This window comes from Aurantimonas marina, assembly GCF_017183135.1.
GTDB classification, from domain to species: Bacteria; Pseudomonadota; Alphaproteobacteria; order Rhizobiales; family Rhizobiaceae; genus Aurantimonas; species Aurantimonas marina.
Window position 1 is genome coordinate 61822 of sequence record NZ_JADDXW010000014.1, and the last position, 16255, is coordinate 78076.

Here is a 16255-nt window from a genome sequence, read left to right on the forward strand (position 1 = left end):
GATGGCGCAGGACGGACACGATCACACGCACGGGCACGACTCGCCCGGGGCGTGCTGCGGGTCGGACGGCGAGGCGATGTGCGGCGACGTCGGGCCGGTGGGCAACGTGAATGCCGCGGGCCGCAGTTTTCTGGTCAACGGGCTGGATTGCGCCGAAGAGGTGTCGATCCTGAACAAGGCGCTCGGCCCCGAGGTCGGCGGCACCGAGCATCTGGCCTTCGACGTGATCAACGGGCGGATGACGGTACTCGACAGCGCCAGGTCTCTTCCCGACGACCGTATCATCGCATTGATCGGCAAGATCGGGATGTCGGCATCGGTCTGGGATGCGGGCCGCGCCGAGGTCGACCGCGAGGTGCATCTGAAGCGGCAGAAGTTCTTCACCTCACTTTCGGGTGGCTTCTGGGCAGGCGGGTTTCTTTGGCACGCCGTGGAAACCGGCCCGGCCGGAGCCCTGCAGATATTTTCCGATCATGGGTCGACGGCGATGCCGTTCGTCGAGATCGCGGCGTTCCTGCTGGCGATCGTGTTCGGCGCCTGGCTGGTGGCCCCCAAGGCCTGGTCTTCGGCGCGGCGTCTGGCGCCAGACATGAACCTTCTGATGATTGTCGCGGTCGCCGGGGCCATCGGCCTTGGCGCCTATTTCGAGGCGGCGACGGTCGCCTTCTTCTTCTCGCTCTCGCTTTATCTGGAAAGCTGGAGCGTCGGACGGGCGCGCAATGCCGTGGCGGCGCTTCTTGACCTGGCGCCACCCACCGCGCGGGTGATCCGTGACGACGGAACCGAGGCTGACGTGCCCGCCGCCCAGGTCGTTGTTGGCGATAAATTCATCGTGCGTGGCGGCGACCGGATCGCGCTGGACGGCCAGGTCGTCGCGGGCGCCGGCGGGGTCGATCAGGCGCCGATCACCGGCGAAAGCGCTCTGGTGGCGAAAGAGCCGGGTGACGAGGTTTATGCCGGCACGATCAACGGCGAGGGCACGCTGACCGTGCGCACGACCAAACTGGCCAGCAACACGGTGTTGTCGAAGATCATCCGCATGGTCGGCGACGCCCATTCGCGCCGCGCCGATGTCGAACAATGGGTGGCAAAGTTCGCCCGTATCTATACGCCGATCGTGATGGTGCTCGCCATCCTGATCGCATTCGTGCCGCCGCTCGCCTTTGGCGGGGCCTGGGCGTTCTGGATTTACAACGCGCTGGTGCTGCTGGTTATCGCCTGCCCCTGCGCGTTGGTCATTTCGACGCCGGTGTCCATTGTCGCGGCGCTGGCCTCGTCGGCGCGTAACGGCGTGCTGATCAAGGGCGGCGCCTATGTCGAGGCACCGGCGCGGCTGACTGCGCTGGCGATGGACAAGACCGGCACCATCACCATGGGCGAACCCGAGGTAGCGAGCGTCCATCCCTTGGGCGGCACGTCCGCGCGTGATCTGATCGCGGCGGCGGCAGCACTCGAGGTGCGCTCGTCGCATCCGCTGGCGCGCGCGATCCTAGCGCGGGCCGAACGCGACGGCATCGCGGCGCAGGCCGCCGAGGGCACCCGCACCGTGCCGGGGCGCGGCGTCGAAGGAAACCATGATGGCCGGACGATCTGGCTCGGTTCGGACCGGTTCGCCACCGAGAAGAAGCTGGATGCTGCGATGCCCCGCGACGTCGTGGACCGGATCGAGGGCGCCGGCAGTACGCTGGTCGCGGTTGGCGACGACAACGGTCTTCTGGGCCTGATCGAACTGCGCGACCGGATCCGCCCCGATGCTAGGGGGGTCGTCGCCAAACTGCACGCACAGGGTGTGAAGACCATCGTCATGCTGACCGGTGACAACGAACGCACGGCGCGCGCGGTGGCCGCCGAGGTTGGCATCGACGAGGTGCGAGCCGGGCTTCTGCCCGAGGACAAGGTCGAGGCCATCGAGGAACTGGTGAACCGCCACGACATGGTGGCGATGATCGGTGACGGGGTGAATGATGCGCCAGCGATGGCACGGGCGCATTTCGCCATCGCCATGGGCGCGGTTGGCTCGGACGCGGCGATCGAGACGGCGGACATCGCGCTGATGACCGACGATATCGGCAAGGTGCCGTGGCTGATCGGTCATTCGCGGCGCACGATGTGGATCATCCGCCAGAACATCGGCCTGTCGCTGGCGACCAAGGCCGCCTTTGTCGGCCTAACCGCATTTGGCATGGCGACGATGTGGGGCGCGATCGCTGCGGACGTAGGCGTTTCGCTGATCGTGGTCGCCAATGCGCTGCGGCTCCTGCGGGCGCCGGGCGATGGCGCCGCGCCCAAGGGCGGAGAGGAGGTAGGCGAGCGAATGGCTCAGGGAGCGCTGGCGCATGGTCATTGAACTGAAGGAACCCGGAAAGGAGCCCGAGAGGAAGATGCCGGACAAGCTGACATCCATGCTCTGCCCGGTGTGCAAGGTGGCCCTGACGATGTCGGACCGCCAAGGGGTCGAGATCGACTATTGCCCGCAATGCCGGGGCGTCTGGCTGGACCGGGGCGAACTGGACAAGATCTTCGAGCGCAGCGCCGCCGAGACGGTTCCGGCGCAGCCGACACCTGGCCCCGACCGCCGCGATTATGACGATGAGAACTATCGCGGTCGCGGCGAACACGGCAAACATGGCGGGTATCGCAAGTACGGCGGCTATCGCCGCAAGTCCTGGCTGCAGGAACTGTTCGATTGATGCGGGTGCCGGCACTGCAGGATCAGGCGCTGTCAACCGATAATAGCCGGAGCTCAACGGAGGCTTGACGATGAGCGCGGGAGATACGGACGCATTGCCCGGCCCTGCCGGCACCGCCGCCGGACGGCACAGCAGCGGGCTGAAATGGGCGCTGGCGATGACCTCGACCTTTCTGGTGGTCGAGGTCGTGGGCGGGCTCTGGACCGGCAGTCTGGCGCTGATCGCCGATGCGGCCCACATGCTGACCGATGTCGGCGGGCTTTTGCTGGCGCTGGTCGCGATCCGGTTCGCGGCACGTCCCGCGACGCCGGAAAAGACCTTCGGCTATGTTCGGATGGAAGTCCTGTCAGCGCTGGCCAACGCGGTCGTGCTGCTGCTCCTGACGGTCTACATCCTCTACGAGGCCTATCAGCGGTTCCTTGCGCCGCCCGAAATACTGAGCGGGCCGATGCTGGTGGTCGCCGTCGTCGGCCTTGCGGTCAATCTCGTCTCGATGCGGCTGCTGCATGCGGGATCGAAGGAAAGCCTGAACCTGAAGGGCGCCTATTTCGAGGTTCTGGCCGACATGCTTGGCTCGGTCGGCGTGATCATGGCGGCACTGGTGATCATGCTGACCGGCTGGACGCTGGCCGATCCGATCATCGGCGCCGGTATCGGGCTCTTCATCGTGCCGCGCACCTGGATTTTGTTGAAGAGTGCGGTCAACATCCTGATGGAGGGCACCCCGCCCGAAGTCGATATCGGGCTTCTGGAGCGGCAGTTGGTGGACCTGCCAGGAGTTACGGCGGTGCACGATCTGCATGTCTGGACCCTGACCTCGGGCCTCGATTCGATGAGCTGTCATCTCGTCGTCGATGACATCGAGACCCGGCGCGACGTGCTCATCGCCGCGCAGAAGGCAATGCGCGAGGGCTTCGGCATCACCCATACCACGATCCAGATCGAGGATGCGGCACTGCGCGAGGCCGAGGGCGAGACGCATCGCCGAGCGAAGTAGCGGAGTTACAGGAGGCGAAATGGGACATCACCGAAAGCGGCGTGGCCACGACGAGCCGTGGTATTCCAGATCTCGCGGCGGCGAGGGCTGGCTCGCCTATGATGAGGCGCCACGCCGGAAACGACTTCCTCTGGGTTTGATCGTGATCGGGTTGATTGTCTGGTCGCTTTTGGCCTGGGGCGCTTACCTGCTGGTCGACCCGGTGCTGGGCTGGTTCGCGGGCTCAGTCCGCCCGCTGGCCGATGCCGGCACTGGCGTCGCGCGCTGGTTCGGGCTGGTTCACGTCGTGGTTGAACCCGCGGTCCTCATTCTATGGGTGCTGGGCAGCCTGGCACTTCTGGCCGCTCTGTTGGTCCTGTCGCGCCTTGGCGGCGGGCGCCGGACATCCTTGCACTGAGCGGGGCCACAGACGCGCCATCAAGATTTCACGGGGCGCTGGCGCCGTGAACGCCAGAGCTCCGACAGCAGCAGAAGACCGACGCCGCCGACCACCGCAACATCGGCCAGGTTGAACGCCGGCCAGTGCCATGCGCCGGCATAGATATCCAGGAAATCCGACACCCCGCCAAAACGCAGCCGGTCCGTCACATTTCCGAGCGCGCCGCCGATGACGAGGCCGTAGGCGGCGGCATCCAGACGGCTGCCGGTCCGCGCCAGCAGGATCCCCAGCCAGACAATGATGGCGAGCGCCGGCCCGGACAAAGCCCACCATGGCGCGCCGCCCAGCATCCCGAAGGTGACGCCATCATTGCGCAGGAAGATCAGGTTGAAGCCGGGCACAACCGGAATGCCACCCGTCAGTGTGTCACTGTAGGCGGTGGCTACAGACTTGCTGATCTGGTCGGCGGCGAGGGCGAATGTGATGCAGACAGCGCCAAGCGATCTGGCTGCGGTCATGGCATTGGCCCGGTCGCATCGGGTGCGAGGATCGGCACATGGACGGTCAGATCGTTGCCGCCGTAGAACTTCAGCCGCGATGGCAGGGTTTCACCTTCGACGAGGGGGATCTCCAAATCAAGAAGCATGATATGCAGACCGCAGGGCGCGAGAACGAGGCTTTCGCCGGCCTCAATCCGCAGATTCGGCGAGGTGCTCATCCGGGTGGCGCCCTGAGCGTCCGTTTCGGTCTTGTGCAGGGTCTTGATCGACGCCCGGTCTGTCCTTACGCCAATCAGGTCGATCCGGGTCTGATCGGGGTTGCTGATCGTAAAATACACAGCTGTGGTCCTGTTGTCCGGGGTGGGGTCCAGTCATCTTTGATGACCAGATCATCGTCCGCCGACGCCAGCGCCGGCTGGGCGTAAGCGTGAATCGTCGAGAAAGCCAGCACAACACTCGTTGCGATCCCCAGTGCGATTGTTCTTCATCGAGCTGCTTTCCACCCTTCGAATGTGCCGTCCTGCCTAAGCCGGGATCAGCGGCGATGGCGGCAATCTGCAACCTCCAGCAACTGTAAGTGCAAGCAGAATTTTTATATTGCAGTGCATTCTCCGCCCTTTCCTGCATCCCTGCGCGTCAGCCAAGCGAGACAATGAAAACGCCCGTCCCGATGGCAAGGCCGAACATCGTCAGGGCGGTGAAGCCGAGGAGAAGGCCAAGCCGCCTGCTCGATGCCAACACGCGTGCGATCTCCGTTCCCTTGCCCCTCGGCCTCGGGGGCGGCATACTCCGGTCCGGAGTAGCCGTACCCCTGGCGAAGGCGCTTTTCCTCCGTCAGGTTCCAGTCGTGGATGACGATGGCAATCGCGATGATCATCATCATGCTTGCAGGCACCCAGAGGATGAATTTCACCCGCGGTCTCGTCGGTGAGCGGCACGATGCCGAAGAGCCGCCCCTCGATGTCGTAGGCGGTGTAAAGAACGGTGGTCTTGAAGACTGTGATCGCACCCAGAAGGATGTTCGTTACGATCGTCGCGAAGAGTAGCAGAATGCGCAGAAGGTGCGGACGGAACGTCGCGCCTGCCGAAGACCATTGCGAAAAATAGAAGGCCTGTGGCCAGCATCGTCAGGTGCATCGCCCAATGAATCAACGAATTGAGTAGGGCGGCGTTGTGAACCGGCGGGATCTGCCAGACATAGAGCGACAATACAAACAGGACAAAGGACACTAGCGGGCGGGTGAGTAGATTGTATGCGGATGACAGGGCGCCGCTCTTCATCAGGGGAGCAGCCACTCGGCGACGCACACGTTTCGGCAGGCCTGCGACAGGCGCGCCCTGCGGGCGCGCCAGAACGACCAGCATCGGCCCTATCATGCGCAAGATCAGATGCTGGATCTGATGCGCCAAGAACAGCCGCTCGCCCATCGGGTCGATCGGCGATTGCAACGACAGAAAGAGTGTCAGCATGCCCATCATGAACAGGACGTGCCGGATGACCGACACCGGCCGCCTCACCGACCGCCGCCGAAACGCGCCGCGCGCGTAGACCGCCAGAATCAGCAGAATCGGGCCGCTGATTTCGGGCGTCAGGCTCCAGGCAAACCAGGCGGCACCAGCGTCATGCCTTCGCCGCCATGGGCAAGCGCGGCTTCAGGAGCCCGCGCGGCTGCCGCAAATGCGAGAGCGCCCCGCAACCGGCGAGGTGGCGGCATTCCGCCGGGAGGAGTTGAAGCGGCTCTCACGTCGAAATCCTGCGGTTAAAGCGCGTAAACGATCGTGGAAACAGTGATCATCACGGTTGCGAACATCGCCGCCGAAATCAGCGCCAGTGTCCATCCCATGCGGCGGTTGGGATCGGCGACCTTGAGGCGCAGTTCACATGCGGTTTCGGGAAACTCGAGCATTGCGGCGTTCGATCCGGTCCAGTTGTGGCGGTCGTTCCAGCGCCGGACCTCGGCTGCGTTCCATCCGTTAAAAACCAGCATGATCGCGGCGACGATGACCATCGACGAGGGTACCCAGATCGTATAGCCGCCCGCCATTTCGTCGGTCAGTGGCGCAAAATCCCAAAGCCGCCCGGCAATATCATAGCCGGAATAGAGCACGACCTCTTTCAACGTCGTAAGCGAGCCGAGCAGGATGTTCGACAGGATGACACCCACGAGCGCCAGTAGCCGCAGGCTCTGGGTCGCGCCCTCGGGCGCGTCGCGCCGGTCGAGCACGACGGCGAAGAAGAGCAGCCCCGCCAGCACCATGCCCATATGCGCCAACAGCGCCAGCGGCGGCGCTGCAAGGGCGGCGTTGTGCAGCACGGGCACCTGCCAGAGATAGAGCGAGGTGACCAGCAGAGCGAAACTGACGTCGAGGCGGGTCAGTACGCGCACCGCCCATCGGACGGCTGGGCGGTCGCCGAACCGCGTCAACCCGCGCCGAAAACCGTCAGGAAGCCCTGCGCGCAGGGCCGGCCAAGGGTAAGCCAGAATGATGAGCATCGGTCCGAGCAGCCGGATCAGGAGGTGCTGCACCTGATGCGCAAAAAACAGGGCATGCCCGGCGGTCGCCAGCGGGTCGTCGAAGGCAAACACCAGAAACGCCGCCCCGGCCGCGAACAGGGTATGCCGGACTACGCCGACGCGCTCGCGCATCAGCCTCGGACGGGCCGCACCGCGCAGATACAGCCAGATCGACCCGGCGAGTGTCGCCAGGACGACCGGCGAGAGCGCCGGACCGAAGGGATCGAAACTTGCCGCGGTCATGGCGCCTCCTGAATGGGGTTTCGAACGATCTTGGCAACATGCACTTCGCCACGCGCGATCGCCAGCCCGGGACCGGAAGTCGTGAGACTCCAGTCCCGGCTTCGGTCAATTGACCGAGATGATGAGCGAGGGCTTCGGCATCGCCCATACCACGATCCAGATCGAGGATGCGGCACTGCGCGAAGCCGAGGGCGAGACGCATAGCTGAGGGGAGCAGCCGAGGCGAGAGAGCTATGGTGGAATCTAGGTGATGGAGGTTTGAGAAGGGCGGCGTATCGAGGCGGGTGACGAGCCTGCCAGACCCTCCAGAAGGAGATGGTGTGGTTGCCGCCCTTCTTGAGGCGGCAACGCAATGTGCCATTGTTGTGGTATCATGAACATCAGTCGGAGGACGACAACCATGACAAAGATACGACGATCGGTGTCGATCTTGCCAAGAACGTTTTTCAACTCCACGGCGCTTCGATGAATGGAGATCTGCGGTTCCGCAAAAGGCTTTCCCGTCGGCAATTCTGGGACTTCATGACTGGACAGCGGCCTGCGGTGGTGGCGATGGAAGCCAGCGGCAGCGCCAATTTCTGGGCGCGAGAGTTGGCCAAGCCGGTCACGAGGTGAAGCTGATCCCACCTCATTATGTGAAGCCATTCGTCAAGCGGCAAAAGAACGATGCCGCCGATGCAGACGCGTGCCGTGACCAGCGTGCGGATCAGCATGCTGTCGAAGCCCTTCACTCGGACTTCCCGGAAGAAGCCGATCTCGGCCAGATGCGACAGGCCGTCGGCATCGTTCGCATCGGTCTTGTTCGGCGCCATGTCGAGCGCGGCTTTGGCGTGGCGCGCATCGATGCAGATCGCGGGCACACCTTCCGCCATCAGGGCGTGATAAAACCAAACCGACTACGGCCCCGTCTCGAACACGACACGTTCGGCATGGGGAGCGCGCTTGCGGATCAACGCCGCAAGAAGCCGAGGGTCGGAGGCGCACTTGCCGCGCCAGACCCTCTTGCCGTCCTGCCGGATTGAGACCGCGGTCTCTTTCATGGAAACGTCGAGACAAATATACTGCTGCATGGCTGTCCTCCGTTCGATGACTGGGCCCGGTGCCAATCGTGAGCCCGTTTCTTCATCCTATCGGGGGACAGCCAACCAGACATTCGAACAGTGCCGCAGAGCCAACTTCCGCTGGCTGTCGCTCCCGCGATTACATCAAGCTCGTTCTTCGTACGCCTCACGGCGCCGGAAACCCTTCCTGAAAGCAGCCGCCACCATCTCATACGCTTTCCCCTGTGTTTGTCCTCCAATCTCGCCGGGGCTACGACCCGCGATGGGGACGCCTTGTAATTATCAGCCCTGACCACCGACCTTGATGGCATTTGCTATCAAGGAGCCACGACGTGTCCGCCACGAAAATCCTCTGGGGCCAGATCACCATCGTCGTCCTGATCGTGCTCGCCACGACTTGGGCGGCGACCCAGTGGACGGCTTGGAGACTCGGTTTCCAAACGCAGCTCGGTGCGCCCTGGTTCGAGTTGGCAAGCGTGCCGATCTACCATCCGCCGGCCTTCTTCTGGTGGTGGTACTTTTACGACGCCTATGCGCAGGAGATCTTCGTCGAGGGGGCGTTCATCGCAGCCTCGGGCGGATTCATTTCCGTGGCCGTGGCAATCGGCATGTCGGTCTGGCGGGCGCGCGAGGCCAAGAACGTCGAGACCTACGGCTCGGCACGCTGGGCAAAGCCCGGTGAGGTCAAAGCCGCCGGCCTGCTCGTCCCGGATGGGGTGGTGCTCGGCAAGCTCGATCGCGATTATCTCCGTCATGATGGACCTGAGCACGTGCTCTGCTTCGCCCCGACACGATCCGGCAAGGGGATCGGCCTCGTCGTGCCGACCCTGCTGACCTGGTCTGGCTCGGCGATCGTCCACGACATCAAGGGCGAGAACTGGCAGCTCACGGCAGGCTTTCGCGCCAGGCACGGGCGGGTGCTGCTGTTCGATCCGACAAACGCGAAGTCCTCCGCCTACAACCCGCTGCTGGAAGTGCGACGTGGCGAATGGGAAGTGCGGGACGTCCAGAATGTCGCCGACGTGCTGGTCGACCCCGAGGGCTCGCTGGAAAAGCGGAATCATTGGGAGAAGACCAGCCACTCACTCCTCGTCGGCGCGATCCTGCATGTCCTCTACGCCGAGGACGACAAGACGCTCGCCGGCGTCGCCGGATTCCTGTCGGACCCGAAGCGGCCGATCGAGACCACGCTCGCGGCAATGATGACGACGCCGCATCTCGGCAAGGCGGGACCGCATCCCGTCGTCGCCTCGACGGCCCGCGAGCTCCTGAACAAATCCGACAACGAGCGCTCCGGCGTGCTCTCCACCGCGATGTCGTTTCTCGGACTCTATCGCGATCCCGTCGTCGCGGAGGTGACGCGACGCTGCGACTGGCGGATCGCTGACCTGACCGCCGAGCGCCGACCGGCAACGCTCTATTTGGTCGTGCCGCCTTCCGACATCTCGCGCACGAAGCCGCTCATCCGGCTGGTGCTCAACCAGATCGGCCGCCGCCTGACCGAAGATCTTCATGCGAAGGACCGCCGCCACCGCGTCCTGATGATGCTCGACGAGTTCCCGGCGCTCGGGCGGCTCGACTTCTTCGAGAGTGCCTTGGCCTTCATGGCGGGATACGGATTGAAGGCCTTCCTCATCGCGCAATCGCTCAATCAGATCGAGAAGGCGTACGGCCCAAACAACGCAATCCTCGACAACTGCCATGTCCGCGTGAGCTTCGCCACGAATGACGAGAGGACGGCCAAGCGCGTTTCGGACGCCCTCGGCACCGCAACCGAGATGAAGGCGATGAAGAACTATGCGGGGCATCGGCTGTCGCCGTGGCTGGGGCACCTCATGGTCTCGCGCTCGGAAACGGCGCGGCCTTTGCTCACGCCCGGCGAGGTGATGCAGCTCCCGCCCAGCGACGAGATCGTCATGCTGTCCGGCACGCCGCCGATCCGGGCGAAGAAAGCCCGCTATTACGAAGACGGGCGGTTCAAGGAGCGCGTCCTGCCGCCGCCCGATCCATCGAAGAGCGGCCGGTCGTCGCGCCAGGACAACTGGTCGGCGCTCTGCTCTCAAAAACCTTCGCCGGCGGCCCTCACCGTGGCCGGAAGGACAGGGCAGGACGCAGCCAATAGTGGCCTGCGCCGCGAACCCGAGTTGCCCGATCACGTCGCCGTCGCCAAGGAGATCGACCAACCGAAGCCGACGCAAGAATTCGCGATGGTCGACGACGAGCCGGAGGACGCCGCCCGCCAGGGCCGCATCCTGCGCCAACAGATGCGCGGGGTTGCACGCCAGGTCGCGCTCGACCCCAACGACGGCATCGAGATGTGAGGCAGGACCCATGCGCGACCGGATGAATGTCTATTTTCCACCCGAGATGCTGAAGCAGATCGCCGAGCTTGCCGATCGCAAGAAGCTCTCGCGTTCGGCGATCGTCGAGGCGGCGGTCGCCTCCTTCCTGTCGCCAGACGGCGCCGACCGGCGCGAGGCGGCTTTCACCCGCCGCCTCGATCGGCTCTCACGACAGGTGCAGCGCATGGAGCGCGATCTCGGTGTCACCGCGGAAACGCTGGCGCTGTTCGTCCGCTTCTGGCTGACCATCACGCCACCCCTGCCCAACGACGCCCAGGCCGCCGCTCAGATCAAGGGCCGCGAGCGGTTTGAGGGGTTCATCGAGGTGCTGGGCCGGCGCCTGCAGAAGGGACAGAGCTTTCTGAGGGAAATCCCCGACGATATCGGTGGCATCGCCTCGACCGAAGAGCCTGACGAATCGCCTAAAAACGGCTGAGCCGTCTTCCAAAGGCCGGTCGGAAGCGTTCCTGCGTTCCGTCCTTTCCCTCTATTTGTACGCCACGGTGCGACGACCCCCTTGAACTTGTTGCCAGGCCCCATTTTCTGCCCCTTCTAATCATCCGCGATCCAGGGCCGCCCATCGCGCGGTCCCGCAAAGGACGGGGACGACGTGGCGACATCTCACCAGCAATCCGAGGCGATCTCACGCGGCGCGCGCATGCTGCGCACGGCGCTCGGCCCCGCCATCGCTGGGTTCCTGGAAGATCCGCAGATCGTCGAGGTGATGCTCAACCCCGATGGGCGGCTCTGGATCGACCATCTCTCCGAAGGGCTCGCTGATACGGGTGAACGGCTGTCGCCGGCCGATGGCGAGCGGATCGTCCGCTTGGTCGCCCACCATGTCGGCGCCGAGGTCCATCCCGGTTCACCGCGGGTCTCGGCGGAGCTGCCCGAGACGGGGGAGCGGTTCGAGGGCCTATTGCCGCCGGTGGTGGCCGCCCCGGCCTTCGCTATCCGCAAGCCCGCCGTCGCCGTCTTCTCCCTCGGCGACTACGTCGCCGCCGGCATCATGACCGACGGTCAGGCCGAGGCGCTGCGTGCGTCCGTCGCCGCGCGAAAGAACATCCTCGTCGCCGGCGGCACTTCGACCGGCAAGACGACCCTGACCAATGCGCTTCTTGCCGAAGTCGCCAGGACAAGCGACCGCGTCGTGCTGATCGAGGATACGCGCGAGCTGCAATGCGCCTCGCCGAACCTCGTGGCGCTGCGCACCAAGGATGGCGTCGCGTCGCTGTCCGAACTGGTGCGCTCGTCGCTCCGCCTTCGCCCTGACCGCATCCCGATCGGCGAAGTGCGCGGCAGCGAGGCGCTGGATCTTCTGAAGGCGTGGGGCACGGGGCACCCTGGCGGCGTCGGCACCATCCATTCCGGGTCGGCGATCGGCGCGCTACGCCGGATGGAACAGCTGATCCAGGAAGCCGTCGTCACCGTGCCACGCGCCCTGATCGCCGAGACCATCGATGTCATCGCCGTCTTAGCCGGACGCGGCTCCATGCGCCGCCTCGTCGAGCTCGCCGCAGTCGATGGCGTCGGGCCGTCCGGCGACTACCGCGTCGGCCCGGTCGCAACGCCCGACGCCACCCTCTTCGACAACCAGATCCTCGCAGGAGATCCGTCATGATCCAAAACGCTTCAACCATCCGCCGTCGCATCGCGACCGCGGCCGTGGTGACCTTCGTCACCTTGTCCCTCTCACCCGCCGCCCAAGCCGCCGGCTCGTCCATGCCATGGGAGGCGCCGCTTCAGTCGATCCTGGAGTCGATCGAGGGGCCCGTCGCCAAGATCATCGCGGTGATGATCATCATCATCACCGGCCTGACGCTGGCCTTCGGCGACAGCAGCGGCGGGGCTCGCAAGCTCATCCAGATCGTGTTCGGCCTGTCGATCGCCTTCGCCGCCAGCTCCTTCTTCCTGTCGTTCTTCTCGTTCGGCGGCGGGGTGCTCGTCTGATGTCGGACTTCGCCTCGGAAGCGCCCGTCGGCGGGTTCTTCGCGCCCGTCCATCGCGCTCTGACCGAGCCGATCCTGCTCGGCGGCGCGCCGCGTTCGATCGCCATCCTCAACGGCACGCTGGCGGCGGCGCTCGGCCTCGGTCTGCGCCTCTGGCTGGTCGGCCTGGCGCTCTGGGCAGTCGGCCACTTCGCCGCGGTCTGGGCGGCCAAGCGCGATCCGCTGTTCGTCGATGTGGTGCGCCGGCATCTGCGCATCCCCGGCCATCTGAACGTCTGAGGCCAGGGAGAACCGCGCCATGATGAACCTTGCAGAATACCGCCGCACCTCGACCCGCCTCGCGGACTTCCTGCCCTGGGTCGCCCTCGCCGGCCAGGGCGTCGTCCTGAACAAGGACGGCTCGTTCCAGCGCACCGTCCACTTCCGAGGCCCCGACCTCGACAGCGCCGTGCCCGCCGAGCTGGTCGGCGTCGCCGGGCGCCTCAACAACGCTTTCCGCCGCCTCGGCTGCGGCTGGGCAATCTTCGTCGAAGCCCAGCGCCATCGCGCCGGCGCCTATCCGACCAGCACCTTCGCCGAGGCCGCGTCGGCCCTCGTCGATGCCGAACGGAAGGCTGACTTCGAGGAGGAAGGCGCGCATTTCGAGTCGAGCTATTTCCTCACGCTTCTCTATCTGCCGGCTGCCGAGGACGTCGCCCGAGCCGAGAGCTGGCTGTACGAGGGCAAGGCGCAGAGCGGCGTTGACGCGCGCGAACTCCTGCGCGGCTTCGTCGACCGAACCGACCGCCTGCTCCAGCTTATCGAGGGCTTCATGCCCGAATGCGCATGGCTGGATGACGCCGAGACGCTAACCTACCTGCATTCGACCATCTCGACGAAGCGGAACCGCGTCCGCCTCCCCGAGATCCCGATGTATCTCGACGCGTTGCTGGCCGACCAGCCACTCACCGGCGGGCTCGAACCGCGGCTGGGCAGCGCGCATCTCCGAATCCTCACCATCATCGGCTTCCCGACAGCGACGACGCCCGGAATCCTGGACGAGCTGAACCGGCTCGCCTTTCCCTATCGCTGGTCGACCCGCGCCGTGATGCTCGACAAGACCGAGGCGACGCGCCTGCTGACCAGGATCCGCCGGCAGTGGTTCGCCAAGCGGAAGTCGGTCGCCGCCATCCTGAAAGAAGTGATGACCAACGAGGCGTCAACGCTCGTCGACAGCGACGCCGCCAACAAGGCGGCGGATGCCGATCTGGCGCTGCAGGAACTCGGCTCCGACCTGATCGGCCAGGCCTATGTCACGGCGACCGTCACGGTCTGGGATGAGAACCCGGCTATCGCCGACGAGAAGCTGCGACTCGTCGAGAAGGTGATCCAGGGCCGTGACTTCACCGCGATGACCGAGACCATCAACGCAGCGGATGCCTGGCTCGGCAGTCTGCCGGGCCATGTCTACGCCAATGTCCGGCAGCCGCCGGTCTCCACCCTCAATCTCGCCCATATGATCCCGCTGTCGGCGGTCTGGGCGGGTGAGGTGCGGGACGAGCATTTAGCAGCGCCCCCTCTCCTCTTCGGACGGACCGAAGGCTCGACACCCTTCCGTTTTTCCCTGCATGTCGGTGATGTCGGCCATACCCTCGTCGTCGGCCCGACCGGCGCCGGCAAGTCGGTTCTGCTGGCACTGATGGCCTTGCAATTCCGCCGCTATCAGAACTCGCAGGTCTTCGCCTTCGACTTCGGCGGCTCGATCCGCGCCGCCGCTCTCGCTTGTGGTGGCGACTGGCACGATCTCGGCGGCGAACTGACCGATGGTGCGGCCGCCTCGGTCTCGCTCCAGCCGCTGGCCCGCATTCACGAGACGCCCGAGCGCGCCTGGGCCGCCGACTGGATCGTCGCCATCCTGATGCGCGAGGGCGTCACCATCACGCCGGACGTAAAGGAGTTGCTCTGGTCGGCGCTGACCTCGCTGGCGTCGGCACCACTCGCGGAGAGGACGCTCACCGGCCTCTCCGTCCTCCTGCAATCCTCGGCCCTGAAGCAGGCGTTGAAGCCCTATTGCGTCGGTGGGCCCTATGGCCGGCTGCTCGATTCCGAAGCCGAACGGCTCGGCGAGGCATCGGTCCAGGTCTACGAGACCGAGGGACTGATCGGCACGGGGGCGGCGCCTGCCGTCCTGGCCTACCTGTTCCACCGCATCGAGGACCGTCTCGACGGGCGGCCGACCCTCTTGATCGTGGACGAGGGCTGGCTGGCGCTCGACGACCAGGGTTTCGCCGGCCAGCTCCGCGAGTGGCTGAAGACGCTGAGGAAGAAGAACGCCTCTGTCGTGTTCGCGACGCAGTCGCTCTCCGACATCGACAGTTCGGTGATTGCGCCGGCGATCATCGAGAGCTGTCAGACCCGTCTGCTGCTGCCGAACGAGCGCGCCATCGAGCCGCAGATCACCGCCATCTATCGCCGTTTCGGCCTCAACGACCGGCAGATCGAGATCCTCGCGCGGGCAACGCCGAAGCGCGACTATTACTGCCAGTCCCGGCGCGGCAACCGGCTCTTCGAGCTCGGCCTCGGCGAGGTCGCGCTGGCGCTCTGCGCCACCTCCTCGAAATCCGACCAGGCCGCCATCGAGCGGATCCTCGCAAGCCAAGGCCGCGACGGCTTCCTCCCCGCGTGGCTGCGCAAGCGCGACGTCGCCTGGGCGGCCGACCTCATCCCCGATCTCATCAATCTCGACAGGGCGGAACCGCCCTCCGAGCGCAAAGAGCCGATCGGACCGAGCGCCACGACCGACCCGACGCCACCCACGGAAAAGGAGACGTCCCGATGACCCGTAAACCCTTGTCGAAGCTGAGCTTCGCCGCGCTGATGCTGGCGACCCCTGTCGCGATCTCGCCGATCCTGACCGAGCCAGCCCATGCCTGGCGCATCGTCTACGATCCGAGCAATTACGCGCAGAACGTCATCCAGGCGGCCCGGGCGCTCGAACAGATCAACAACCAGATCACCTCGCTCCAGAACGAAGCCCAGGAGCTGATCAACCAGGCCCGCAACCTCGCGAGCCTGCCCACCTCCTCGCTGCAGCAGCTGCAGCAGTCTGTGCAGCGGACGCAAGCGCTGCTCTCCGAGGCCCAGAACATCGCCTTCGATGTCGGCGACGTGGATCGTGCGTTCCAGACCACCTATGGCGACACTCCGATCTCGGCCTCAGACCAGGACTTGATCGCCAGTGCGCGCGAGCGCTGGCGGAATACGCTCAGTGGGCTGCGGGACGCCCTGCGCGTGCAGGCCGGTGTCGTCGGCAACATCGACAGGACCCAGGCCGAGATGTCGGCGCTGGTGGAGGCAAGCCAGGGCGCCGTCGGCGCGCTTCAGGCAACGCAGGCGGGCAACCAGCTCCTCGCTCTTCAGGCGCAGCAGCTCGCCGACCTTACCGCGGTCGTGGCGGCGAACGGGCGAGCTGACGCCTTGTCCGCGGCGGAACAGACCGCTGCCGCCGAACAGGGTCGAGAGCAGCGTCGCCGGTTCCTCACTCCGGGCGCCGGCTACCAGCCGGGCAACGCCCGCATGTTCCCGAACGGGAACTGAGA

The 16255-nt window shown here is 65.4% G+C and carries 16 protein-coding genes and 2 pseudogenes; 12 read left to right on the plus strand and 6 right to left on the minus strand.

What is annotated here, in order from left to right:
• The first annotated feature begins 1 nt into the window (after nucleotide 1).
• The 4 genes from ING15_RS15165 to ING15_RS15180 all read left to right on the plus strand — a co-directional run bounded on the left by ING15_RS15165 (nucleotide 2) and on the right by ING15_RS15180 (nucleotide 4084).
• Nucleotides 2–2347 (plus strand): heavy metal translocating P-type ATPase, encoded by a 2346-nt coding sequence (locus ING15_RS15165; RefSeq protein WP_206455681.1) that lies wholly within the window; start codon nucleotides 2–4, stop codon nucleotides 2345–2347.
• A gap of 34 nt (nucleotides 2348–2381) precedes the next feature.
• Nucleotides 2382–2690: a TFIIB-type zinc ribbon-containing protein gene (locus ING15_RS15170; RefSeq protein ID WP_232845799.1), complete on the plus strand. Its 309-nt coding sequence runs from the start codon at nucleotides 2382–2384 to the stop codon at nucleotides 2688–2690.
• Nucleotides 2691–2760: 70 nt separating this feature from the next.
• Complete coding sequence (locus ING15_RS15175) at nucleotides 2761–3687, plus strand: cation diffusion facilitator family transporter (protein WP_206455682.1); 927 nt, start codon at nucleotides 2761–2763, stop codon at nucleotides 3685–3687.
• Nucleotides 3688–3706: 19 nt separating this feature from the next.
• Nucleotides 3707–4084: a hypothetical protein gene (locus ING15_RS15180; protein ID WP_232845793.1), complete on the plus strand. Its 378-nt coding sequence runs from the start codon at nucleotides 3707–3709 to the stop codon at nucleotides 4082–4084.
• A 20-nt stretch (nucleotides 4085–4104) separates the two neighbouring features.
• On the opposite strand, the gene lspA is transcribed toward ING15_RS15180, so the two are convergent.
• The 5 genes from lspA to ING15_RS15205 form a co-directional block, all read right to left on the minus strand.
• Nucleotides 4105–4584 carry a signal peptidase II gene (gene lspA, locus ING15_RS15185; RefSeq protein ID WP_206455683.1) on the minus strand — a complete coding sequence of 160 codons (480 nt, stop codon included), beginning with the start codon at nucleotides 4582–4584 and terminating at the stop codon, nucleotides 4105–4107.
• Nucleotides 4581–4937 (minus strand): copper chaperone PCu(A)C, encoded by a 357-nt coding sequence (locus ING15_RS15190; protein ID WP_232845800.1) that lies wholly within the window; start codon nucleotides 4935–4937, stop codon nucleotides 4581–4583. The genes lspA and ING15_RS15190 overlap by 4 nt, the downstream gene beginning before the upstream one ends.
• 221 nt (nucleotides 4938–5158) lie before the next feature.
• A complete protein-coding gene (locus ING15_RS15195) occupies nucleotides 5159–5479 on the minus strand; it encodes a hypothetical protein (protein ID WP_206455685.1) in 321 nt (106 codons plus the stop codon).
• Complete coding sequence (locus ING15_RS15200) at nucleotides 5476–6159, minus strand: cytochrome c oxidase assembly protein (RefSeq protein WP_332873841.1); 684 nt, start codon at nucleotides 6157–6159, stop codon at nucleotides 5476–5478. Before ING15_RS15200 ends, ING15_RS15195 begins: the two co-directional genes overlap by 4 nt.
• Nucleotides 6160–6326: 167 nt before the next feature.
• The gene (locus ING15_RS15205) at nucleotides 6327–7325 is read right to left on the minus strand and encodes a cytochrome c oxidase assembly protein (RefSeq protein WP_206455687.1); all 999 of its coding nucleotides are present in this window, start codon (nucleotides 7323–7325) and stop codon (nucleotides 6327–6329) included.
• Between the two features lie 363 nt (nucleotides 7326–7688).
• Between ING15_RS15205 and ING15_RS15210 the strand changes: the two are divergent.
• A pseudogene (locus ING15_RS15210) lies at nucleotides 7689–8011 on the plus strand (hypothetical protein); the annotation flags it as partial.
• On the opposite strand, the pseudogene ING15_RS15215 reads toward ING15_RS15210, so the two are convergent.
• Nucleotides 8009–8395: pseudogene (locus ING15_RS15215) on the minus strand (IS110 family transposase); the annotation flags it as partial. The pseudogenes ING15_RS15210 and ING15_RS15215 sit on opposite strands and share 3 nt — an antisense overlap.
• 323 nt (nucleotides 8396–8718) lie before the next feature.
• On the opposite strand from ING15_RS15215, the gene ING15_RS15220 reads away from it, so the two are divergent.
• The 7 genes from ING15_RS15220 to trbJ all read left to right on the plus strand — a co-directional run bounded on the left by ING15_RS15220 (nucleotide 8719) and on the right by trbJ (nucleotide 16253).
• Nucleotides 8719–10707 (plus strand): conjugal transfer protein TraG, encoded by a 1989-nt coding sequence (locus ING15_RS15220; protein WP_206455688.1) that lies wholly within the window; start codon nucleotides 8719–8721, stop codon nucleotides 10705–10707.
• Nucleotides 10708–10717: 10 nt separating this feature from the next.
• Complete coding sequence (locus tag ING15_RS15225) at nucleotides 10718–11164, plus strand: ribbon-helix-helix domain-containing protein (RefSeq protein ID WP_206455689.1); 447 nt, start codon at nucleotides 10718–10720, stop codon at nucleotides 11162–11164.
• 174 nt (nucleotides 11165–11338) lie between these two features.
• Nucleotides 11339–12349, plus strand: coding sequence for a P-type conjugative transfer ATPase TrbB (gene trbB, locus ING15_RS15230; protein ID WP_206455690.1), 1011 nt, complete (start codon nucleotides 11339–11341; stop codon nucleotides 12347–12349).
• Nucleotides 12346–12678 carry a TrbC/VirB2 family protein gene (locus ING15_RS15235; RefSeq protein ID WP_206455691.1) on the plus strand — a complete coding sequence of 111 codons (333 nt, stop codon included), beginning with the start codon at nucleotides 12346–12348 and terminating at the stop codon, nucleotides 12676–12678. The genes trbB and ING15_RS15235 overlap by 4 nt, the downstream gene beginning before the upstream one ends.
• Complete coding sequence (locus ING15_RS15240; RefSeq protein ID WP_206455692.1) at nucleotides 12678–12956, plus strand: VirB3 family type IV secretion system protein; 279 nt, start codon at nucleotides 12678–12680, stop codon at nucleotides 12954–12956. Before ING15_RS15235 ends, ING15_RS15240 begins: the two co-directional genes overlap by 1 nt.
• Before the next feature lie 19 nt (nucleotides 12957–12975).
• A complete protein-coding gene (gene trbE, locus ING15_RS15245; RefSeq protein ID WP_206455693.1) occupies nucleotides 12976–15495 on the plus strand; it encodes a conjugal transfer protein TrbE in 2520 nt (839 codons plus the stop codon).
• Nucleotides 15492–16253, plus strand: coding sequence for a P-type conjugative transfer protein TrbJ (gene trbJ / locus ING15_RS15250; protein WP_206455694.1), 762 nt, complete (start codon nucleotides 15492–15494; stop codon nucleotides 16251–16253). Before trbE ends, trbJ begins: the two co-directional genes overlap by 4 nt.
• Nucleotides 16254–16255: the final 2 nt, after the last annotated feature.